General features: G+C 64.0%; 21 protein-coding genes. 8 read left to right on the plus strand and 13 right to left on the minus strand.

Annotated elements, in window-relative coordinates:
- Window position 1: 1 nt before the first annotated feature.
- From JHW44_RS02170 to JHW44_RS02185, 4 genes are all read right to left on the minus strand, one after another.
- A complete protein-coding gene (locus JHW44_RS02170; protein ID WP_089343770.1) occupies window positions 2–1567 on the minus strand; it encodes an ABC transporter ATP-binding protein in 1566 nt (521 codons plus the stop codon).
- Entirely contained in the window at window positions 1564–2376 is an 813-nt protein-coding gene (locus tag JHW44_RS02175; RefSeq protein WP_089343769.1) for an ABC transporter permease, read from the minus strand. The genes JHW44_RS02170 and JHW44_RS02175 overlap by 4 nt, the downstream gene beginning before the upstream one ends.
- A complete protein-coding gene (locus JHW44_RS02180) occupies window positions 2373–3311 on the minus strand; it encodes an ABC transporter permease (RefSeq protein WP_089343768.1) in 939 nt (312 codons plus the stop codon). The genes JHW44_RS02175 and JHW44_RS02180 overlap by 4 nt, the downstream gene beginning before the upstream one ends.
- A gap of 75 nt (window positions 3312–3386) precedes the next feature.
- Window positions 3387–5045: an NAD+ synthase gene (locus JHW44_RS02185; protein WP_089343767.1), complete on the minus strand. Its 1659-nt coding sequence runs from the start codon at window positions 5043–5045 to the stop codon at window positions 3387–3389.
- A 121-nt stretch (window positions 5046–5166) separates the two neighbouring features.
- On the opposite strand from JHW44_RS02185, the gene JHW44_RS02190 reads away from it, so the two are divergent.
- Together JHW44_RS02190 and JHW44_RS02195 are read left to right on the plus strand one after the other, a co-directional pair.
- A complete protein-coding gene (locus JHW44_RS02190) occupies window positions 5167–6636 on the plus strand; it encodes an MORN repeat-containing protein (RefSeq protein WP_089343766.1) in 1470 nt (489 codons plus the stop codon).
- A gap of 44 nt (window positions 6637–6680) precedes the next feature.
- Window positions 6681–7580 (plus strand): DMT family transporter, encoded by a 900-nt coding sequence (locus tag JHW44_RS02195; RefSeq protein WP_245846965.1) that lies wholly within the window; start codon window positions 6681–6683, stop codon window positions 7578–7580.
- Here the strand turns inward: JHW44_RS02195 and JHW44_RS02200 are convergent.
- Together JHW44_RS02200 and JHW44_RS02205 are read right to left on the minus strand one after the other, a co-directional pair.
- Window positions 7577–8674 (minus strand): YcjF family protein, encoded by a 1098-nt coding sequence (locus JHW44_RS02200; RefSeq protein ID WP_089343765.1) that lies wholly within the window; start codon window positions 8672–8674, stop codon window positions 7577–7579. The genes JHW44_RS02195 and JHW44_RS02200 overlap by 4 nt on opposite strands.
- Entirely contained in the window at window positions 8671–10041 is a 1371-nt protein-coding gene (locus JHW44_RS02205; protein ID WP_089343764.1) for a YcjX family GTP-binding protein, read from the minus strand. The genes JHW44_RS02200 and JHW44_RS02205 overlap by 4 nt, the downstream gene beginning before the upstream one ends.
- Before the next feature lie 111 nt (window positions 10042–10152).
- On the opposite strand from JHW44_RS02205, the gene hrpB reads away from it, so the two are divergent.
- Window positions 10153–12588, plus strand: a complete 2436-nt coding sequence (gene hrpB, locus JHW44_RS02210) for an ATP-dependent helicase HrpB (RefSeq protein WP_089343763.1) — start codon at window positions 10153–10155, stop codon at window positions 12586–12588.
- A gap of 14 nt (window positions 12589–12602) precedes the next feature.
- On the opposite strand, the gene JHW44_RS02215 is transcribed toward hrpB, so the two are convergent.
- From JHW44_RS02215 to JHW44_RS02230, 4 genes are all read right to left on the minus strand, one after another.
- Window positions 12603–12935, minus strand: coding sequence for a DUF2794 domain-containing protein (locus JHW44_RS02215; RefSeq protein ID WP_089343937.1), 333 nt, complete (start codon window positions 12933–12935; stop codon window positions 12603–12605).
- Window positions 12936–13035: 100 nt separating this feature from the next.
- The gene (locus JHW44_RS02220) at window positions 13036–13323 is read right to left on the minus strand and encodes an I78 family peptidase inhibitor (RefSeq protein ID WP_179217668.1); all 288 of its coding nucleotides are present in this window, start codon (window positions 13321–13323) and stop codon (window positions 13036–13038) included.
- A gap of 4 nt (window positions 13324–13327) precedes the next feature.
- Window positions 13328–13669: a hypothetical protein gene (locus JHW44_RS02225; RefSeq protein ID WP_245846963.1), complete on the minus strand. Its 342-nt coding sequence runs from the start codon at window positions 13667–13669 to the stop codon at window positions 13328–13330.
- Window positions 13670–13805: 136 nt separating this feature from the next.
- Window positions 13806–14456, minus strand: a complete 651-nt coding sequence (locus JHW44_RS02230) for a TetR/AcrR family transcriptional regulator (protein WP_245846962.1) — start codon at window positions 14454–14456, stop codon at window positions 13806–13808.
- 221 nt (window positions 14457–14677) lie between these two features.
- On the opposite strand from JHW44_RS02230, the gene JHW44_RS02235 reads away from it, so the two are divergent.
- Window positions 14678–16105 (plus strand): Glu/Leu/Phe/Val family dehydrogenase, encoded by a 1428-nt coding sequence (locus tag JHW44_RS02235; protein WP_089343761.1) that lies wholly within the window; start codon window positions 14678–14680, stop codon window positions 16103–16105.
- A 97-nt stretch (window positions 16106–16202) separates the two neighbouring features.
- On the opposite strand, the gene JHW44_RS02240 is transcribed toward JHW44_RS02235, so the two are convergent.
- Window positions 16203–17153, minus strand: a complete 951-nt coding sequence (locus JHW44_RS02240) for an L-threonylcarbamoyladenylate synthase (RefSeq protein ID WP_089343760.1) — start codon at window positions 17151–17153, stop codon at window positions 16203–16205.
- 112 nt (window positions 17154–17265) lie between these two features.
- Between JHW44_RS02240 and JHW44_RS02245 the strand changes: the two genes are divergently transcribed.
- The 4 genes from JHW44_RS02245 to JHW44_RS02260 are packed head-to-tail and all read left to right on the plus strand — an operon-like array spanning window position 17266 to window position 20836.
- Complete coding sequence (locus JHW44_RS02245) at window positions 17266–18963, plus strand: acyl-CoA dehydrogenase family protein (RefSeq protein ID WP_089343759.1); 1698 nt, start codon at window positions 17266–17268, stop codon at window positions 18961–18963.
- Window positions 18960–19982: an MBL fold metallo-hydrolase gene (locus JHW44_RS02250; protein ID WP_245846961.1), complete on the plus strand. Its 1023-nt coding sequence runs from the start codon at window positions 18960–18962 to the stop codon at window positions 19980–19982. Before JHW44_RS02245 ends, JHW44_RS02250 begins: the two co-directional genes overlap by 4 nt.
- Before the next feature lie 52 nt (window positions 19983–20034).
- Window positions 20035–20187 (plus strand): aa3-type cytochrome c oxidase subunit IV, encoded by a 153-nt coding sequence (locus JHW44_RS02255; protein ID WP_089343758.1) that lies wholly within the window; start codon window positions 20035–20037, stop codon window positions 20185–20187.
- A 16-nt stretch (window positions 20188–20203) separates the two neighbouring features.
- A complete protein-coding gene (locus JHW44_RS02260; protein ID WP_089343757.1) occupies window positions 20204–20836 on the plus strand; it encodes a hypothetical protein in 633 nt (210 codons plus the stop codon).
- On the opposite strand, the gene JHW44_RS02265 is transcribed toward JHW44_RS02260, so the two are convergent.
- Both JHW44_RS02265 and JHW44_RS02270 read right to left on the minus strand, forming a co-directional pair.
- On the minus strand, window positions 20833–21156 hold the full coding sequence (locus JHW44_RS02265; RefSeq protein ID WP_089343756.1) for an AzlD domain-containing protein: 324 nt from the start codon (window positions 21154–21156) through the stop codon (window positions 20833–20835). The two genes, JHW44_RS02260 and JHW44_RS02265, sit on opposite strands and share 4 nt — an antisense overlap.
- An 8-nt stretch (window positions 21157–21164) precedes the next feature.
- Window positions 21165–21842 carry an AzlC family ABC transporter permease gene (locus tag JHW44_RS02270; protein ID WP_245846997.1) on the minus strand — a complete coding sequence of 226 codons (678 nt, stop codon included), beginning with the start codon at window positions 21840–21842 and terminating at the stop codon, window positions 21165–21167.
- Window positions 21843–21969 lie beyond the last annotated feature (127 nt).

Consider the following 21969-nt stretch of genomic DNA (forward strand, 5'->3'; position numbering starts at 1 on the left):
CTCAATTCGCCTGCAATCCGGCGGGAATGCGTGGCATCGCCGCGACGAGCTGCCGTGTATAGGCGGATTTCGGTGTCTCCATGACCTGTTGCGCCGGGCCATCCTCGACGATCCTGCCCTGCTGCATCACGAGGATCCGTTCGCAAAGGCCGCGCACCACCGACAGGTCATGGCTGATGAACAGAAAGGCAAGGCCATGTTCGCGGCGCAATCGCGACAGCAGATCCAGAACCCGCGCCCGTACCCGGACATCCAGCGCGCTGACGGCCTCATCCAGAATGATCAACTGCGGGCGGGTCACAAGGGCGCGTGCAATGGCGATCCGCTGACGCTGGCCACCGGAAAATTCATGGATATGTTTGCGCGCATCCGACGGGGACAGTCCGACCTGTTCCAACGCCTCGGCCACCTGATTGCGCCAGTCGCGAGGCCGTCCTGTCAGATGGAACGGTTCGGCGATCAGTCGCTCGACCCGCCAGCGCGGATCAAAGCTGCCGAAGGGGTCCTGAAACACCACCTGCATCTTGGCGCGAAGCTCGCGTCTGGGGGCGTGCTGCAGGGCGACATCCTGCCCGTCCAGCGTGATGCGTCCGCCTTGCAAAGGGTCCAGTCCCAGAATGGCCCGCGTCAGCGTGGATTTGCCACAGCCGGATTCCCCGACCAATCCAAGGCTTTCACCGCGATGCAGGGTCAGATCGACGCCATCCACGGCCCGCAATACCTGGGGCCTGCCGGAAATGCGGTATTCCCGCACCACTTGACGCAGTTTCAGGAATGGCGCGCCCAGGGTAACCCGCGCCGGGGACGGCGCATATTGCGAGGCTGTCAGAAGTTGCCGCGTATAGGGGTGGCGCGGATGCCGAAACAGATCCTGCATCTGTCCCTGCTCGACGATCCTGCCGGTTTTCATCACCGCAACCTGATCGGCAATCCCGGCGACCACGGCCAGATCATGGGTGATCAACAGCAGCGACATGCCCTCTTGTCGCACCAGATCGGCCAGAAGCTGCAGGATCTGCGCCTGAGTGGTGACATCCAGCGCGGTTGTGGGCTCATCTGCGATCAGCAGGTCGGGGCGCTCGGCAATCGCCATGGCGATCGCGACGCGCTGTCTCTGCCCGCCCGAGAGTTCATGCGGATAGAGCGTCAGCGCGAAGCGCGGCGCGGGCAGTCCAACCCGGTCCAGCCTGTCGCGGGCCTGGCGCAGCGCGCTGGCCCGGTCGAGGCCCTGATGCAGGCGCAGGGATTCCGCGACCTGATCGCCGATGGTCATCAGCGGGTTCAGGGCGGTCATCGGTTCCTGAAAGATCATGCCGATGCGCCGGCCACGGATCGTGCAGAGAGCGGAATCGGGCAGGGCCAGCAGGTCGTGCCCGTCCAGCAGCACCCGGCCCGTCTTGCGGGCGCCACGGGGCAGAAGTCCAAGGATTGCCAGCGCCGTCATGGATTTGCCGCTGCCGGATTCTCCTACCAGTCCGGTGATCCTGCCGGGCTCCAACGCCAGATTGACATCATCCAGAACCGGCTTTCCATGGATCGTTACTGACAGGTTCTGCAGATGGATCATGCCTGCCCCTTCAGTCTTGGATCCAGCCGGTCGCGCAATCCGTCGCCCAGCAGGTTCAGCCCCAGAACGGTCAGCACGATGCACAGGCCGGGAATGATGGCGACATGAGGTGCCAGCGCGACCATGGTTTGCGCCTCGGCCAGCATCCTGCCCCAGCTTGGTGTCGGCGGCTGGGCCCCCAGCCCGACGTAGGACAGCCCGGCCTCGGCCAGAATGCCCATCGAGAACTGGATCGTGCCCTGAACGATCAGCAGATTGGCGATATTGGGCAGGATATGTTGCAGGCTGATCAGCAGTGCGCCCTTGCCCGAAACCTGTGCGGCGCGGATGTAATCCAGCGTCCAGATCGGCATGGCACCGCCCCGCGTGACCCGCGCGAAGACGGGAATGTTGAAGATTCCGATGGCGATGATCGCATTGACCGCCGAAGGCCCGAAGACCGCCGTGATCAGGATGGCAATCACCAGCGAGGGAAAGGCAAAGACAAGGTCATTGCCACGCATGACCAGATCGTCCACCCAACTGCCCCGACGCGCCGCCGCCAGCAGTCCCAGCGGCACGCCCAGCCCCATGCCGATCCCGACGGCGACCAGCGCCACCGCCAGGGATACTCGCGCGCCCAGCATGACCATCGACAGGATGTCCCGGCCGAAATGATCGGTGCCCAGCCAGTAATCTGCCGAGGGCGGTTGCAGCCGCGCGGCAATGGACAGTTGCGCCACGTCTCCGGGCGTCCAGAAAAAGGACAGCCCCGCCGCAGCTATCACGGTCAGCGTCAGGCCCGCGCCCAGCATCAGCCCCAGCTTCATCGTCTCAGCCTCGGGTCCACGGCGGCATAGGCCAGATCGACCAGAAAGGTGACGGCGATGACCGCGGCCACCAGCACCAGAACCGAGGACTGCACCACGATCAGGTCGCGCTGGTTGATGGCCTGAAAGATCAGCCGGCCCAGCCCAGGCAGGAAAAAGACGTTCTCGATGATGATCGCACCGGCAAGCAGAAAGGAAAACTGCAGCCCCATGATCGTCAGCACCGAGACCATGGCATTGCGCAGCGCGTGCCGGCGCAAGACCTGCCCCGCGCTAAGGCCCTTGGCGCGGGCCGTGCGGATATAATCCTGCTGCTGGGTCTCGATCAGGGCCGAACGCAGCACCCGCGCCAGAATGGCGGCCTGCGGCAGCGCCAGTGCCAGCGCCGGCAGCAGCAGTGATTTCAGTGACGCAAGAGGTTGGGACCAGCCGGGGAAACCTCCGGCGGGAAACCAGCGCAGCTTGATGGCAAAGACCAGCACCAACAGCATGGCGAACCAGAAATTCGGCAGGGCAATGCCCAGTTGCGTGGCACCCATGACCGCGACATCGCCCGGCCTGCCCCGGCGTGAGGCTGCGAAGAGTCCGGCCGGAAAGGCAATGGCGGCGGCCAGCGTCAGCGCCATGACGGCCAATGGCAGCGACACCTGCATCCGATCCAGAATCATCTGTGCGACCGGCGTCTTGTAGGTCAGGCTTTGCCCGAAATCGCCCTGAAGCAGTGCCAGCAGCCACTGCGCGTAGCGCAGCGGCAGGGGCTGATCCAGACCCATTTGCTGACGGAGCGCGGCCAGCGTCTCGGGCTGGGCACCGGTGCCCAGCATGAATGAGGCCGGATCGCCGGGCACCAGCTCGACAATCAGAAAGATGATCACCGACGCCGCCAGAAGGCTGAGCGCCAGTGTCAGGACCCGGCGGAAGCAATAGCGCAGCATGCAGGAACGCTAATGCGCGATCAGAGCGGGGTAAAGCGGCGCGTGGCGGGGCAAGCGGACAGGCAGCGCGCGCATCTAGAGCTTGTCGCGCCAGCGGTTCACCAGCGGATAGCGGCGATCCAGCCAGAAGGCGCGGGTCGAGATGCGCGGGCCGGGGGCGGCCTGATAGCGTTTCCACTCGCTGATGTAGAGCAGCCTTTCCACCTTGCGCACGGTCTCGGCGTCGAAGCCCTGAGCGACCAGATCACCCAGCGCCAGATCCTTTTCGACCAACCCTTCAAGGATGGCATCCAGAACCTCGTATGGGGGCAGGGAATCCTGATCCTTCTGGTCGGGGCGCAGCTCGGCGGTGGGGGGCTTGCTGATGATCTGGGGCGGAATGACCTCGCCCTCCGGTCCCATCATCCAGTCGCGGTGGTTGGCATTGCGCCAGCGACAGGTTTCGAAGACGCGCGTCTTGTAGAGATCCTTGATGGGATTGTAGCCGCCCGCCATGTCGCCATAGATCGTGGCATAGCCCACCGCCACCTCGGACTTGTTTCCGGTGGTCAGCAGCATCTCGTTGAACTTGTTGGACAGGGACATCAGCATCAACCCGCGCAGGCGGGACTGGATGTTCTCTTCGGTGACATCGGGCTGGGTGCCCTCCATCAGATGCGCCAAAGCATCGGCCACCGCATCGCGCGCGCCGTCGATATGCACCGTGTCGAGCCGCGTGCCCAGGCGGGTGGCGCAATCGGCTGCGTCATCAAGGCTGGCCTGGGATGTATATTCCGAGGGCAGCATGACGCAGCGCACGTTTTCCGGCCCGATGGCATCGGCGGCAATGGTCGCGACCAGCGCGGAATCCACCCCGCCGGACAGGCCCAGAACCACCTTCCTGAAGCCCGATTTGCCCAGATATTCCCGCAGCCCCAGCATCATCGCATGATAATCCTGTTCCCAAGCATCGGGCTGCGGTGCCATCAGGCCGGGTTCGGCCTGCCAGCCCTCGGCGGTGCGGATGAAATCGACCTCGGTCAGCGACTCGATGAAGGGCGGCAGTTGCACGACCTTCTTGCCGCCGGGATTGAGCACGAAACTGGCGCCGTCATAAAGCTGGTCGTCCTGTCCGCCAACCATGTTCACATAGACCAGGGGCAGGCCGGTTTCGACCACGCGGGCGACCATATGGCCCATGCGCAGGTCCAGCTTTTCGCGGTGATAGGGGCTGCCATTGGGCACGACCAGAATCTCGGCCCCGGTTTCCTCGAGCGTTTCGGCCACATCGGAATACCAGCTGTCTTCGCAGATCGGGCTGCCGATCCTTGCGCCCGCGACCGGATAGGGGCCGCTGATCGGGCCGCTGTCGAAAAGGCGCATTTCGTCAAACAGCTGCTTGTGGGGCAGGTGGTGCTTCAGCACCCGTGCGACCAGCTTGCCGCCCTTGAACACGAAATAGGCGTTGAACAGCTTGTCGCCATCGCGCCAGGGGGCACCGATGCCCATGGCCGGACCGTCCGCACAGGATTCGCCAAGAGCCATCACCGCCGCGATGGCCTGTTCGGTAAAGGCCGGTTTCAGCACCAGATCCTGGGTCTGATATCCGGTGATGAACATCTCTGGCAGCGCCAGCATGTCTGATCCTGCCTCGCGTGCATGCTCCCATGCGGCGCGCGCCTTCGCGGCGTTCCCGCTCAGGTCGCCTACAGTCGCGTTCAGCTGTCCGATGGTCAGGCGAAAGCGGTCGGTCATGGCGTTGCCTCCAGTTTTTTCGAGACTGTGATAGGGGAACATGCGGGAAAGGAAAAGTCGGGCTTTGCGCGTCGTCCCCGGCTGCGGTAGACCTTGGGGCAAAAGATGAGGTGAACGGGCAATGGCAACGACGAGACAGGCGGCAATCCGGGCAGGCGCGGCGGCGCTGGTGCTGATTTCGGCGGTGGCGTCGGGACATGCCCAGATCATCACCAAGCAATATGATGATGGAGGGGTCTACGAGGGAACCTTCCGGAACGGTCGCCAGCATGGGCAGGGGCTGTATACGCTGCCCAATGGCTACAAATACGAAGGTGACTGGGTCGAGGGTGAAATTCTGGGCCAGGGCACGGCAACATTTCCCAATGGATCGGTCTATGTCGGCCATTTCGCCAAGGGCAAACCCGACGGCAAGGGCAAGATCACCTATGCCGATGGCGGCACCTATGAGGGCGACTGGATCGCCGGGGAAATCACCGGTCAGGGCGAGGCCCATTATGCCAATGGATCCGTCTACAAGGGTGATTTCGTCAAGGGGCTGCATCAGGGCAAGGGGGTGCTGACCCAGCCCAATGGCTATCGTTACGAAGGCGAATGGAATGCCGGCGTCAAAGAGGGGCGTGGCAAGATCACCTATCCCGATGGCGCAATCTATGAAGGCAGCATGCTGGCGGGGCAGCGCGCCGGCAAGGGCAAGCTGACCATGGCCGACGGGCTGGTCTATGACGGCGTGTGGTCGGCCGGGCAGATGTCGGGGACGGGCGTTCTGGTCCAGCCGTCAGGCGACCGCTACGAAGGCCAGATGCTCAATGGCAAGCGCGAGGGCAATGGCGTGGCCATCTATGCCAATGGCGATGTCTATGACGGCCAGTTCAAGGCCGACCGCCGGCATGGGCAGGGCACATTCACCGGCACCGATGGTTACGTCTATGTCGGGCAATGGGTCGAAGGCCGGATGGAGGGACGCGGGCGGATCACCTATCCCGATGGTTCGGTCTATGAGGGGCAGATGAAGGACGATCGCCCGGATGGTACCGGCAAGATCACCTATCCCGATGGTTCGACCTATGAAGGGCAATGGGCCGCGGGTGTCATTCAGGGAGAAGGCAAGGCCAGCTATGCCAATGGCATGGTCTATGAGGGCAGTTTCCGCAATGCCCGCAATGACGGGCAGGGACGCATGTCCTATCCCGACGGCTATGTCTATACCGGCGCATGGAAGGACGGGCAGCGCCACGGCGAGGGCCAGGCCACCTATCCCGATGGCACTGTTTACACCGGGCAGTTCGTGAATGGGCTGCGCGAAGGTCAGGGCAAGCTGACGACGCCGGACGGGTTCATCTATGAAGGTGGCTGGAAGGCCGGCGAGATCGATGGCGATGGCGTGGCAACCTATGCCAATGGCGACCGCTACGAGGGGCATTTCGAATCCGGCAAGCGGCAGGGGCAGGGCATGATGCGCTATGCCACCGGGCAGATCGCCGCCGGGAAATGGGAGGACAACCGCCTGATCGAGGCTGGTGTTCCTGTCGATGGCGATGCGACGACGCAGGCGCCCGAAATGCCCGATGATGCGCCTTCTGGCGAATAGACCTTGCCGCCACCGGCGGTGCCGGTCAGAACAGGAAGATCTTGATGACAAGTTTGTCGCCCCCCGCCGACACCCGCAATCTGGTGGGCAGCCTCTGGATGGTGCTGGCCATGCTGGCCTTTGCGCTGGAGGACAGTCTGGTCAAGACCAGCGCCTCGACCCTGCCGCTGGGGCAGATCCTGATCCTGTTCGGCTGCGGTGGGTCGATCATCTTCGGCAGCCTTGCGCTGCTCAACGGAGAAAAGCTGTTCGCGCCCGAGGTGCTGAACCGGACAATGCGCATCCGCTTTGCCTTCGAGGCGACGGGCCGGCTGTTTTACGGGCTGGCGATCACATTGACGCCCCTGTCCTCGGCCACGGTGATCCTGCAGGCGACGCCGCTGGTCGTCGTGGCCGGTGCCGCGCTGGTGTTTTCGGAAAAGGTGGGCTGGCGGCGCTGGTCCGCGATCGTCATCGGGCTGATCGGCGTGCTGGTCATCATCCAGCCCGGAGGCGACAGCTTTTCGGTGCTGTCGCTGCTGGCCGTGATCGGCATGCTGGGTCTTGCCGGTCGCGATCTGGCCAGCCGCGCCGCGCCTGTCGGGATGGGGGCCGCGACATTGGGCTTTTACGGCTTTCTGGCGGTGATCTTTTCCGGTGCGGCCTTTGCAATCTGGCAGGGTGCGGCATTCGTCTGGCCTGATGCCGCGACCGCCTTCTGCCTTGCCGGGGCAATGATCGCGGGGGTCGCGGCCTATTTCTCGCTGATGAAGGCAATGCGCACGGGCGAGGTCTCGGCGGTGACGCCGTTTCGCTATACGCGGCTGCTTTTTGGCATCGCTTTCGGCATACTTCTGTTCGGTGAAAGCCTGACCCTGCCGATGGTGGTGGGATCGGCGCTGATCCTGCTGTCGGGGTTGTTCACGCTGTCGCGCAGCAAGAAGGTCGCCGCGCCCCGGCCCTAATCCTGCCTTGGCGGGGATTTTCCGGCCTCGTCCGGGCTTTCCCCGAACAGGCCCCGAAGCCCGCGCGTCACCAGATTCCCGACCCGCGGGCGGGGCTGCGCCATGAATGGCAGCGGGCGGCAGACCTCCATGGCGGCAATGCCGACCCGTGCGGTCAGGGCGCCATTCACCACACCTTCGCCGAATCTGCGCGAGAGCTTGGCAAGGACGCCGCCCCCCGCAACGGTATGAATCAGGTCATCACCGGCGGCCACGGCACCTGTGGCGACCAGATGGGTCATCACCGTGCGCGCCAGACGCCATCCGCCGACCGCTCCGGCGCGTCCGCCATAGATTTCGGCCATGCGGCGGATCATCCGCAGATTGGCGGCCAGCGCCGCAGCGACATCGGCCAGCGCCAGCGGGATCAGCGCCGTTGCGGCGGCCACGGTGCGGGCGGCGGCCTCGATTTCCCGTCTGGCCTGCTGGTCCAGCGGTGCCATCAATTCGGTTTCCGCCATGGTCAGCAGGCTGTTGGCATCGAAGATATCGGCCTTCTGATCGGCCAGGCGCTGGCGCTGCCATTGCAACTCGGGGCGGTCGCGATAGAGCAGCTGCAGCTGGTTGCAGACCTTGCGGGCCTGTTCGATGCTGTCTTCGGCCAGCGCGGCACCGGCCTGCCGTTGAATCGCGTCGATCTTGGCAAAGCGTGCCCAGGCGCGATATTCGCGCCATGCCATGCCCAATGCGGCAAGAGTGAACAGGGCAAACAGCGCGATCCCGATCCAACCCAGAACGGGATAGCTGTTCAACAGGTTGTTGATGAAATCCAGCGCCGCAATGGACAGCAGAAAGGTGAACAGCGCCACGCCCGAATTGATGAAGAAGCGGGTCAGCTTCGAGGGCGGACGCCCGACCAGACGGGTGACCATCTCCATCGTGCGCGGTCGCGGCAGCACCGGATCGGCATTGTCGATCGGCGGGGCGTCGGCGGGATTGGGGCCGGGATCCTCATGCAGATGTGTGCGCGGAGGAATGTCACGTTCCGGCTGCGGGCTGTCCTCGATCTCGACCAGAACCGGTCTGCGGCGGGTGGGTTTCTTGTCTTCGGTCACAGCCGGTCTCCGATCAGGAACTCGGCGGCACGATCCAGCCGGATATGGGGCGGGCCGTCGCCGGGGCGGGCGGTCATCGGGGCGGGGGCGAAATTCATCACCGCGTAATCCCCGTCCAGCCATTCGGTCGCGCCCGAGCGTGCCGGTTGCAGCAGGGCCACCGGATCGGCGGGCAATTCGCCGGGATAAAGCGCTGCCTGGCGTCCATCCAGCAGTCGCCCGCGCACGGCGGGGAGTTCTTCGCCGTCCTGACGGATGATGTCTTCGGTGGTGGTTCGCAGGGCCGCCAGAGACATCGCCTCGCTGCGGGCCCCGGAGAAATCGGCGCGGTCACGGGCTTCGCGCAGCATGGCCGAAAGGATTGCGGTCAGGCGGTTGTGCTGGACATGATGCAGATGGTCGGCCTTGGTGGCGGCGAAGAGGATCCTTTCGACCCGCCGCGTGCCCAGAAGTTGCGCCAGCCAACCGGCCCGACCGGGCTGAAAGGCCGAAAGGATCTCGGCCATGGCGCGGCGAATGTCCTCGATGGCCGCGGGTCCCTGATGGATCGCGCCCAGCACATCGACAAGCACCACTTGCCGGTCGATCCTGGCGAAATGGTCGCGAAAGAAGGGTTTGACGACCCGGGATTTATAGGCCTCGTACCGACGCCGGAATTCCTTGTGCATGCGGCTGCCCGCAAACCGTTCCGGCAAGGGGGCAAAGGTCAGCGCGGGAGAACCTTCCAGTTCGCCGGGAATCAGGAAACGTCCGGGCGTGCAATCGGACCATCCGGCATCGCGCGAGGCGAGCAGATGCGCGGTATAGCTGCGCGCCAGTTTCTGGGCGGTCGGTTCGTCCAGCCGGTCGCCATCGGGCAACTCGGACAAGCTCTGTTGGTAATCTTCGGCTCCGGGGCGGCCCTGCATTCGGCCCAGAACTTCGGCGGACCATTCGTTGAAATCCTTTTCCATCAGGCGCAGATCCAGCAGCCATTCGCCCGGGTAATCGACGATATCCAGATGGATGGTCTGGGGCCCGCGCAGCCCCGACAGGAACCCGCTGCGTTCGGTCCGCAGGGACAGGCGCAACTGGCTGACGTGGCGTGTGCCTTCGGGCCAATGCGGCTGGGGGCCGGTCAGTGCCGCCAGATATCGTTCATAGTCGAAGCGGGGCACGGTGTCGTCGGGCTGTGGTTGCAGCCATGCGGCCTTGAGGCTGCCATCGGCGGCGGCGCGCAGCGCATGCATGCGGCCGCGATCCATCAGATTGGCCACCAGAGACGTGATGAAGACGGTCTTGCCGGCCCGCGACAGCCCGGTCACGCCCAGCCGGATCACGGGATCGCCCAGTCCCAGCCCCCGCATCAATTCGCTGCCGATTCCCATTCTGCCCGCCGCATTGCCCTGGTTCTTTTCCGCAAGATAAGCAGCCCGGCAGGCTTTTCATAGGGCGGGCACGGGGTTCCTCTTGTCAGGCCCATGCGACATAAGACGGTCATGCAGAACAAATTGCCCATTGATGACGTTCTTGATCCGCTGTGTGATGCGCTGATGGCGCAGGGGCGGGCGGTTCTGGTGGCACCGCCGGGGGCGGGCAAGACCACGCGGGTTCCGCTGGCGCTGCTGGATCGCATCAAGGGTCGGATCCTGATGCTGGAGCCGCGCCGCCTTGCCGCCCGTGCCGCCGCCGAACGTCTTGCCGAGCAACTCGGCGAAACGGTCGGCCAGCAGGTTGGATATCGGATGCGGGGTGACTCGGTCGCGGGCAGCCGCATCGAGGTCGTCACCGAAGGCATCCTGACGCGCATGGTGCAATCCGACCCTGAATTGAGCGGCATCGGCTGCGTCATTTTTGACGAATTCCACGAACGCAGTCTGAACGCGGATCTGGGGCTGGCCCTTGTCTGGGAGGCGCGCAACGCGCTGCGCGATGATCTGGCGGTGGTGGTCATGTCCGCCACGCTCGAGGCCGAGCCGGTGGCCGCGCTGCTGGATGATGCGCCGGTGATTCGCTCCGAAGGACGGGCCTTTCCGGTCGAGACCCGCTGGCTGGATCGGCCCCTGCCTGCGGCATCACGGTTGATCGACGAGGCCGCGCGGTTGATCCGGCGGGCCGAGCACGAAACCCGGGAGACCGGCGGCACGATCCTGGCCTTTCTGCCCGGAGAGGGTGAAATTCGCCGGGTCATGGGGGTGCTGAATGACTGCGATTGCGAGGTGCTGCCGCTGTTCGGGGCGCTGGAGGCCAGGGATCAGCGCAAGGCGCTGTCTGAACCGGGCAGCCGGCGGCGGATCGTTCTGGCGACCTCGATTGCCGAGACATCGCTGACCATTCCGCAGGTGAGGGTTGTGGTGGACGCCGGTCGCGCAAGACGGGCGCGCTTTGATCCGGGCAGCGGCATGTCCCGGCTTGTGACCGAGCGTGTCAGCCGCGCCGAGGCCGATCAGCGCCGCGGTCGCGCCGGGCGGGTGGCGCCGGGGATCTGCTATCGCATGTGGGCCAGGGCCGAGGAGGGCGCATTTCCCGCCTTTGCTCCGCCCGAAATCATGGTCGCCGATCTGTCCGGTCTGGCGCTGGAGCTTGCCGCATGGGGCGCGCAACCGGGGGATCTGGCCTTTCTGACGCCGCCACCCGAGGGCACGCTGGCCGAGGCGCGACAGCTGTTGCAGCAATTGGGTGCTCTGGATGGGGCAGGGCGGATCACGCCCCATGGCAAGGCGCTGGCGGCGCTGCCGTTGCATCCGCGTCTGGGCCATATGCTGTCACTGGCCGGAGAAGGCGCTGCCGAGCTGGCGGCGCTGCTGTCCGACCGCGATCCCCTGCGCGGCGCGCCAAGCGATATCGGTCTGCGTCTTGCCCTGTTGCGCGACGCGCGGGCCTTTGCGCGTGAGCGGCCCTATCAATTTCATCAACCCGCGCTGAAACGCCTTCGGGATGAGGCCAGTCGTCTGCGGCGGCGCGCCAGAGAGCGCGGCAGGGATCAGCCCATGCGCGGGCTGTCGTCGGGTGCGATGGTGGCGCTGGCCTATCCCGATCGGATCGGGATGCGGCGCAAGGGCGATCAGCCCCGCTATGTGCTGTCGGGCGGCAAGGGCGCGGTTCTGCCCGCCGAAGACCCGCTGGCGGGGCAGCGTCTGCTCGTGGCGCTTGACCTGGCGGGGGATCAGCGCGAGGCCCGCATCCGGCTGGCTGCGCCGATCGACGAGGCCGTGCTGCGCGAGTTGTTCGCCGACCGGATCGAGGAGGTCGCGCTATGTGAATGGTCGCGCCGCGAAGGGCGGGTGATGGCGCGGCGGCAGGAACGCCTCGGCGCGCTGGTCCTGACCGATCGCGCATGGACAGAGGCCCCGCAATCGGCGGTGGCCGGGGCGGCGCTGGAGGGGCTGCGTCAGGTTGGCCTGCCATGGACACCTGCGGCGGCGCGACTGCGGGCACGGATGGCGCTGGTTGACGGCGAAGAAGCTGTGTCGGACGAGGCCCTGCTCGCGGATGGCGAATGGCTGCTGCCATGGCTGGGGCAATGCCGGACCCTGGCTGATCTGCGTGCGTTGGACCTGGTCGAACCCTTGATGCAGCGGCTGGGCTGGGAGGGGCAGCAACGGCTGGCGGCGCAGGTCCCCGCGCATTTCCAGACACCGCTGGGGCGCAAGGTGCCAATCGACTATGGGCATGAAACGCCCTCGATCCAGTTGCGCCTGCAGGAATTGTTCGGCGTGACCCGACATCCGGTCGTGGCCGGGCGTCCCCTGCGCATCAGCCTGCTGTCACCCGGCGGCAAACCGGTGCAGGTGACGACCGATCTGCCGGGGTTCTGGGCCAGTTCCTATGCTGAGGTGCGCAAGGAGATGCGTGGGCGCTATCCCCGCCACCCGTGGCCCGAAGACCCGACCAGTGCCGATCCGACGACGCGTGCCAAACCACGCGGGACATGAGCCACCCGGGCAGGTCAGCCGATGGGTCGGATCAGCTTCTTGTCCAGCACCCGCAGGACCATGGCCAGATCATGACCGCGTTTCAGGATTCTCCCGTCCATGCCGATGACCGCATAGGCCCCCTGAGCGTTGCGCAGTTTGGGCCGTTTCTCGATACGATACAGCGGGTGTTCGGTGGCACGACGAAAGACACTGAAGATCGCGGCGTCGCGCAGGAAGGACATCCCATAATCGCGCCATTCCCCGGCAGCGACAAATCGCCCGTACAGGGACAGGATCACGGCCAGCTCCTGCCGGTTGAAAACCACGCGATCGGGATCAGCCGGAAACGGCGGAGCGGCATTCATCATGAACAAATGGTGACACCGGCTGCGGCGCAAATCAATGCGAAAAGAGGGAAAGACAGTTCAGGGGGCGCAACCGTTTCCGGCACCGCCCGCCGCTTGCCTAATAGCAGCTGACGCTGTCGATTCGTCCGTTGCTGCCATATTCGATGTTGAGCCGATCGGGTCTGAAATCAGAGGTGACGGCATCCTCGGGGCCGATCTGACGCGTGCCGATCGGGAATGACATCTTGTCCAGAATGTCGCGGGGCTGACCGATCAGCCCCTTGTATCCCGCGGCACCGCATTGATCGGCGGGTTCGTCCGGGGTGATCTCGCGCGGGGTGGGGGGGGCGCAGGCTGCCACCGTGAAGATTGCCAGGACGCCCAAAAGGGAAAACGACAGGCGCATCCGATCAACCGCAGTCGATGTTGTAGATATTGCCCGAGGCATCCAGACGGAACACGAGCCGGAGCGGGTCATATTCCTGGGGCTCGATGCCGCGGTATTCGACAACGCGATAGTTGCGCGTGATGCCCAGGGTCTGGATCACGGTGCCGGGCTGGCCCAGATAGGCGACGTAATCCTTGGCCTTGCACAGATCGGGCTGGCGTTCCTCAAGGCCGGCGATGCCTTCGGTCGGCACCGGGGGAAGGGTGACCACCGGCTCGGGCGCCGGCGTCGGCACAGGTGCCGGTGCGCAGCCTGCAAGCGTGGCCATGACAGCGGCAAATGGCAGAAACAAGGTCATCTTCATGATGTCGGCGTCCCTCTGATGGGCCCGATTGCGGGCGGCTTGTGATTGTTGGCCGTTATACGGGCTGTCAGTCTGGTTGAGAACCCGGCCGTCGGGTCACGTTTTCATCATGGCCCCGGCCCTTGTCATGCCTGCGTCAGCAGGCTTTGGCGGCATGTCTTTGCCGACCGTCAACGGGCTGATAGCTTGCCAGGAAGATGCGGGCCGCCTCGGCGCTGACATCGCGGATATGGGCGGCATGCGCCTCGGGCGGCATGGCCGTGACCAGCAGGCGTTCCTGCAGGGTCGCGCCCGTCAGGCTGACCAGTTGATGCGCGGCGAGCAGGCTGTTCTGGATGACCAGTTCTTCCTGCGTCACCCAACGGTCCAGATGCTGGCGGATGACATCGTAGAGAATGTCGTCAAGAACCTTCTGGTATTTCCCGGCGATATCGGGAAAGCGGTTCGCCTCGGCAATATTGACGCGAAGCAGGCAAAGCGGCAGGTCCGAATATTGCCACTGCGCGATCTGCCGGGCCATTTCAGGCAGGGCAGCCTGCGCGGGCATCGCGCTGTCGATCTGGACAGGAGACTGCTGCGCCACTTCCTCCAGCTCATGCAGCATGACCTCGCGGAACATGACCGATTTTTCAGGGAAATAGCTGTAAAGCGTCGCCTTGGAGACGCGGGCCGCGCGGGCGATGTCGTCGACACTTGCACCGGCATATCCATCCCGCAGGAATATCTGCCTTGCTCCTACATGAACCTGTGCAAGTTTGCGCCCCTTGCGGGGGTGTTGAACTGTCAAAATCGGAACCTCACAATACTGAAGTGCAAATGTGTAACTCGCCAAATGCTCGGGCGGTTCGGTCGATAAAATGAAAAATGCTGAATTGCAGCCCTTAGGGAAAAGCAAAGTATGCTCTTTACGTCAAGGGCAGGAATGCGCCGTGGAACATCGGACAGACTTGTCCTAGCTTCCGCGATGAAGGCCTCGAATCGCCTTTGCACTGACCGGAGGAAACACTGATGTGCGCCGCAACCAACTCGTTCCGCGATTCTGTCGATCGGATGTTCGCCCATGCTGCCGGATTGATGGAGTTGCCCCCCGGTCTGGAAGAAAAGATCCGGGTCTGCAATTCGACCTATACCGTACGTTTCGGAGTGCGGTTGCGCGGCGAATTGCACACTTTCACCGGTTACCGTTCGGTCCATTCCGAGCATATGGAGCCGGTCAAGGGCGGCATCCGTTATTCGCTGGACGTCAACCAGAACGAGGTTGAAGCCCTGGCTGCGCTGATGAGCTATAAATGTGCGCTGGTCGATCTGCCCTTCGGGGGGTCGAAAGGCGGGCTGCGCATTGATCCGCGTGCCTGGAACGAGGATGAGCTGGAAAAGATCACGCGCCGCTTTACCTATGAATTGTCGCGCCGCAATCTGATCTCGCCCAGCCAGAACGTGCCGGCCCCGGACATGGGCACCGGGGAGCGCGAAATGGCCTGGATGGCCGATGCCTACAAGCGCCTGCATCCCGATGACATCAACGCCAAGGCCTGTGTGACCGGCAAACCCCATAGTGCAGGCGGAATCGACGGTCGGGTCGAAGCCACCGGACGGGGTGTTCAATATGCCTTGCAGGAGTTCTTCCGTCACGAAGATGTGATGAAGCGCGCCGGGCTGGAGGGGACTCTGGCAGGCAAGCGGATCATCGTGCAGGGTCTGGGGAATGTGGGCTATCACGCCGCGCAGTTCCTCTCGACGGAAGACAAGGCGCTGATCACCACGGTCATCGAACGCGATGGGGCGATCACCAATCCCCAGGGCATCAATATCGATGCGTTGCGCGGCTATATTCAGTCGACAGGCGGCGTTCGTGGCTTTACCGGCGGCGAGTATCGCGAGGAAGGGCTGCTGGCGCTGGAGGATGAATGCGACATCCTGATCCCGGCTGCCGTCGAAAGCGTCATTCACGCCGAGAATGCCGAGCGGATCAAATGCAAGGTGATCATCGAGGCTGCCAACGGTCCCGTGACTGCGGATGCCGATGCAATCCTCAAGCGCAAGGGCGTGGTGATCATCCCCGACATGTATGCCAATGCCGGCGGTGTGACCGTGTCCTATTTCGAATGGGTCAAGAACCTGTCGCAGATCAGCCTTGGCCGATTGGAGCGCCGTCACGAAGAGGCGCGCGCACGCATGCTGGTTGAGGAACTGGAGCGGCTTTCAGCCGATACCGGGCTGAACTGGACCCTGTCACGCGGTTTCAAGCAGGCCTTCCTGACCGGGGCGGACGAACTGGAACTGGTGCGTTCGGGCCTGGAGGACACGATGCGCGAGGCATTCGGCAAGATGAGGGAGGTTTGGCTGGCCAACCCCCGCGTCGATGACCTGCGCACAGCCGCCTATGTCGTGTCGATTCGGCAGATTTCCAATGTTTACGGTTCGCTTGGGCTGTAACTGACCAAAGGGCGCGATCGGATGTTCCGGTCGCGCCGTATCACGCGTGGCTTTCGTGGCTGCGGCGGGATTGGGTATTTGCGCGAAGAAGAAACCGTCAGGGGCGCGGGGCGGCGGCGCGCCGCAGTCGGTCGTTGATGGCCGCGCCGAGTCCGGTTTCGGGAATGGGGGCGACCGCGATGGGCCGGCCTTGCCGGTCGGCCTGACGCAGCACGTCAAAGAGATTTGCCGCCGCTTCGTTCAGATCGCCCGTGGCCGACAGGGTGAATGTGCCCGGCGCGCCGAATGCAAGATAGGTTTCACCGGGTTCCGCGCTGGCCGCGTTCAGCCGCACGGGGGCCTGGGGAGCATAATGGCTGAGCAACTGGCCCGGCGAGCTGGGTTTGTCGGGATTGGCGGCGGGCTGAGCCAGCCTCTGGCCAAGAGAGGCTTCAAGGGCTTCCAGCGGCACGCCACCATGGCGCAGCAGTGTCGGGCGTCCATCGATCCATGACACGATGGTCGATTCAACGCCTATCGGGCAAGTACCGGCATCGAGAACGGCCCCGATACGCCCATCGAGGCCGCCGTCCGGGTCCAGAACATGAGCCGCGCTGGTGGGGCTGACACGTCCGGAGGCATTTGCCGAGGGCGCGGCGAGCGGGCCATTGAATCGGCGCAGGACCTCACGGGCCGTGGTATTGGATGGCATGCGCAGGCCGATCGTCTGCAAACCTGCCGTGACCAGCGGTGAAATGCCCGCCGATGCGCGCAGGGGCAGGACAAGGGTCAGGGCTCCGGGCCAGAAATCCGTTGCCAGCCTTTCGGCCTGTGCGTTGAATTCGGCCAGTTCCCTGGCGGCGTCCAGATCGTGGATATGGGCGATCAGCGGGTTGAATGTCGGCCGGTCCTTGGCGGCGAAAATCCCTGCCACCGCCTGACCATTGCGCGCATCGGCGGCGAGGCCATAGACCGTCTCGGTCGGGATGGCCACGGTTTTTCCCGCGGACAGCAACGCGATTGCGCGGTCCAGCCCGTCATTGTCGGCGGTCAGTCTTTCGGTTTTCATTCGTGACGCTGTGTTCCGGTTGAGGCTTGTTCCCATCATCCTAAGATGCGAACTGAACTGTGTGATAATCGCGCCAGCGGGCAATGCCAAGGCGCCGAGGGAGGGGAATCCGATGACCTATGCGGCACCGGTTGAACAGATCGAATTCATTTTGAGCCGCGTGATCGCCTATTCCGAGGTTCAGGAGACCGATCGCTTTGCCGAGGCGACGCAGGACACGACCCGGGCGATCCTGGCCGAGGCGGGCAAGCTGGCGGGGCAGGTGCTGGCCCCGCTGAACCGCAGTGGCGACCAGGTGCCGGCACGGCTGGAGAACGGCAGGGTTCGCGCCTCTCCGGGCTATGCGGAAGGTTTTGCGGCCATTGCCGAAGGGGGCTGGATCGGTTTGGCGGCAGATCCGGAGTATGGCGGCATGGGCCTGCCGATGACCCTGAACATGGCCGTGGCCGAGATGATGTCCGGCGCATGTCTGGCGCTGCAACTGAACCCGCTGCTGACCCAGGGGCAGATCGAGGCACTGGAGCATCACGCCAGCGAAGAATTGAAGGCGCTGTATCTGCCCAAGCTGAACAGCGGGGAATGGTCGGGAACGATGAATCTGACCGAGCCGGGCGCGGGCAGCGATGTCGGTGCCCTGACCACCCGTGCCGAGCGGCATGAGGACGGCACCTATCGCATTACCGGACAGAAGATCTTCATCACCTGGGGTGATAGCGATGTGACCTCGAACGTCTGCCACGCGGTGCTGGCGCGGCTGCCCGATGGGGCCAGGGGCACGCGGGGGATCAGCCTGTTCATGGTGCCGAAGTTCCTGCCCGACGATCAGGGAAATCCGGGTGTGGCCAACTCTATCAAGGTGGTCAGCCTCGAGGAAAAGATGGGCATCCACGGCAGTCCGACCTGTGTCATGAGCTATGAGGGCGCGACCGGCTGGCTGATCGGGGAAGAGCACAAGGGCATGGCCTCGATGTTCACCATGATGAACTGCGCGCGTCTGGGCGTGGGGGTTCAGGGTGTCGGCGTGGCCGAAGCGGCACTGCAGCAGGCAGTGGCCTATGCGGGCGAACGCAATCAGATGGGTCTGATCATCAATCACCCCGATGTCCGTCGGATGCTGGCCACCGCGCGGGCCGAGGTTTTTGCGGCGCGGTCGATCTGTCTTGCCTGCGCAAGCGCGATCGACATGCAGCGTGCGACAGGCGCTGCGGAACATGCCGCCCGGGCTGCCTTCCTGACGCCGATTGCCAAGGCCTATGGCACCGATGTCGGTTGCCGCGTGGCTGATACCGGCGTGCAGGTGCATGGCGGGATGGGCTATATCGAGGAAACCGGCGCCGCCCAATATCTGCGGGATGCGCGGATCACCCCGATCTATGAGGGGACCAACGGCATTCAGGCAATGGATCTGGTCGGGCGCAAGCTGGCCGACGGTGGCGATGCGGCCATGCGGCTGCTGGACGAGATACTGGACAATGCGAAGGCCGCGAATGGTGCTCATCACGATCTGTCCGAAAGAGTCTGGCAGGCAGGGGAAACGATGCGCGAAGCGACGCTGGCCATGATGGAACGCGACCTGCCGGAACGTTTCGGCGGTGCGGTGCCCTTCCTGATGGCCTTTGCGCGGGTTCTGGGCGCGCATTATCATCTGCGCGCGGCCATGGCCGGATCGGCTGCGCATGTCGCATTGGCCCGGGTGTATATTTCACGGGTTCTGCCGCGCTATGCCTCGGATCTGGCCGAGGCGCGGGCCGGGTTGGAGGAACTGACCGCGATCAGTGATGCCGCGCTGGCTGGAGATTTTTCGGCGTGATTTCATATCCTTTCGAGAGCATTCCCGCCGAGGGCGAGGCAATCGAGGTTGCGGATGGCGTGCTGTGGATGCGTTTGCCGCTGCCCATGGCGCTGGACCATGTGAATGTCTATGCCCTGCGGGATGACACCGGCTGGACCATTGTGGACACCGGCTTTGACACGGCAGCCGCACGGGCGATCTGGGCCCGATTGCGTGCCGGTCCATTGCAGGGATTGCCGATCAATCGGGTGATCGGCACGCATCATCATCCCGACCATATCGGGTTGGCGGGCTGGTTCATGGAAAGTGACGGCGCCGAACTGATGATGAGCCGCACCGCATGGCTGATGGCGCGGATGTTGCAACTGGATACTCAGGATCGTCCGCCCCGCCAGTCGGTCGATTTCTGGCGACGCGCCGGTATGCCTGCGGAAATTCTGGCAAAACGCATGGCGGAACGACCCTATAATTCCGCTGATGTCGTGCATCCGCTGCCGCTTGGCTTTACCCGCATGAGCGAGGGCCAGATCGTCAGCTTTGGTCGGCGCCGTTGGCGGGTGGCCATGGGGGATGGTCATGCGCCGCGTCATCTGACCTTCTGGTCGCAGGATGACCATCTGGTCATCGGGGGCGATCAGCTTCTGCCGTCGATTTCGCCCAACCTGGGGGTCTATCCGACAGAGCCCGACGCCGACCCGGTGGGCGAATGGCTGGACAGCTGCAATCGCATGGCGGCGCTGGCCCAGCCTGATCATCTGGTCCTGCCGGGGCACAAGCTGCCCTTCACCGGGTTGCCGACGCGCCTGCAGCAGCTGATCGACAATCATCACGGCGCATTGGGTCGCATTGTCGATGCGTTGAAAAAGGAACCGCGCAGTGCGGTCGGCTGCTTTGACATTCTGTTCAAGCGCAAGATCGCGGCGATGGAATTCGGGCTGGCCCTTGTCGAGGCTGTCGCCCATATCAATCACCTGCGTCTGAATGGCGCTATTCGTGCTGTTGACGAAAGAGACGGTGCGGTATTTTGGGGGGCGTGACAGTGGCTGAAGTTTCAGCTATCGCATGACAAACATCATCCGGAGGGCAGTCATGGCCACGCATCATGAGATATCCGAGCACAAGCTGGGCGAAATGGACATCACCGCGCAACGCAAGACATTTGCCGGTTTTATCCGCATGACGACCTGGGTCAGTGGGATCGCGATCGTCGTGTTGATCTTCCTGGCGCTGTCCAACGCCTGATTCGCACGAAGATTTCATGAAAAGACGCGTGTTTCTGGCGGCCTCGCTGCCGCTTGTGTTGGCTGCCTGCGGGGCAGACAATATCTGGGCGAGTGACGAGGCTGTCAGGCAGGCGCGTTTTGTCGCCGAGGGGCCGCCCTCGATCACCCTGTTCACGGTGATCGGCATTCCCCGCGGCGAGGGCGGACATTCCGCCCTGATGATCAATGGCAGTCAGCGGGTGATCTATGATCCGGCCGGGACGTGGAATCACCCGAGAATTCCCGAAAGGCATGATGTCCTTTACGGGATCACGGACAATTTCCGCCGCTTCTATATCGATTACCACGCCCGCAGCACCTATTGGGTCGCCGAGGACAGCGTTCCCGTCAGTCGCGAGGTGGCCGATCTGGCCATCGCGCGGGCCGAGGCAAATGGCGCCGCGAACAAGAGCTTCTGCGCGGTCGAGACATCGACAGTGCTGCGCGGCCTGCCGGGCTTCGAGGGCGCGCCTTCGGGCTTTTCGCCGATCAAGCTGCGCAACTGGTTCCTGACCCTGCCCGGCGTGACCTCGAAACGCCATATGGATGGCGATCCGGCGAATAATCACGATGTGCTTCTGAAACAGAAGGACGGGGTGATCACCAATCGCCCCGCGCGGCCGGTCTAGCCCAGCAGGTACAGCAGGCCGAACAGGGTGATGGCCCCGGCGGCGATCGCCAGGATCACGTTCTTGGTCAGCAGGCCGACCATCACGGTTGCCGTGGCCGCGGCCATTCGGGCCGGTTCGGGCTGGCCGTCATTCGCGGCTGGCCACAGCACCAGCGGGGCGACCAGCGCGGGAAGCACGGCCACCGGCGTATAGCGCAGCATCCGCAGAACCCAGCCCGGCAATTCCCGATCGCCCAATGCGCCCAGGAATGACCAGCGGATCAGGAAGGTACCGATCCCCAGGGCGATGATGATGATCCAGATGTCCAGATCCGACATTTCCCCGTTCACGCCGTGCCCCGCTTCTTTTCGATCCAGTATTCGACCAGGGCTCCTGTCGCCATTCCCAGGGGCGCGGCGATCAGCAGGCCAAGCCCCGAGGGCATCCACGCCAGGGCCAGCGCACCCGCCACGGCCACGAAACAGGCTGCCAGATGGGCCGGGGTGCGCAGCATGGGGGCGATCATTGCCAGAAAGGTGATCGGCATGGCGAAATCCAGCGCGACCTCTTCGGGAATCGCCTGACCGACGGTCGCGCCGACCCAGGTCGCGATCACCCATGGCACGCAAAGCGTCGTTGCCGTGCCCGCAAAATAGGCAAGCCTCTGGCGCAGTGACAGCCCCGGATGGCGTTCGTAATGCTGGATCGACAGGGCATAGCTCTGGTCGATCAGCACATAGGCCAGCCAAGCCTTCTGCGTTCCCGAAGCTCCGCGCAGCCATGGCACCAGCGAGGCGGAATACATCGCCATGCGCAGATTGACGGCCAGCCCGGACAGGATCACGATGATCGCCGGAGCATTGTCCGAGATCAGCTGGATCGCCGTGAACTGCGAGGCTCCGGCAAGAACCAGCACGGTAAAGCCCATGACTTTCGCCAGGTCCATCCCTGCCTCGGTGGCAACCACGCCGAACAGGATCGAGAAGGGAATGATGACCAGCAGAAAAGGCATCGCCTGAAGCATGCCATGGCGATATGCTGCGCCAGCCGTGCGCGTCAGGGCGCGTTTGCTTGCCGGATCGTCGAGCGCCGGGGGCTGCTGCGGTTCGGGTCTGGGTTCGGGCGAGGGAGCCATGAAACTTTCAATGCTG

This window comes from Paracoccus seriniphilus, assembly GCF_028553745.1.
Lineage (GTDB): Bacteria > Pseudomonadota > Alphaproteobacteria > Rhodobacterales > Rhodobacteraceae > Paracoccus > Paracoccus seriniphilus.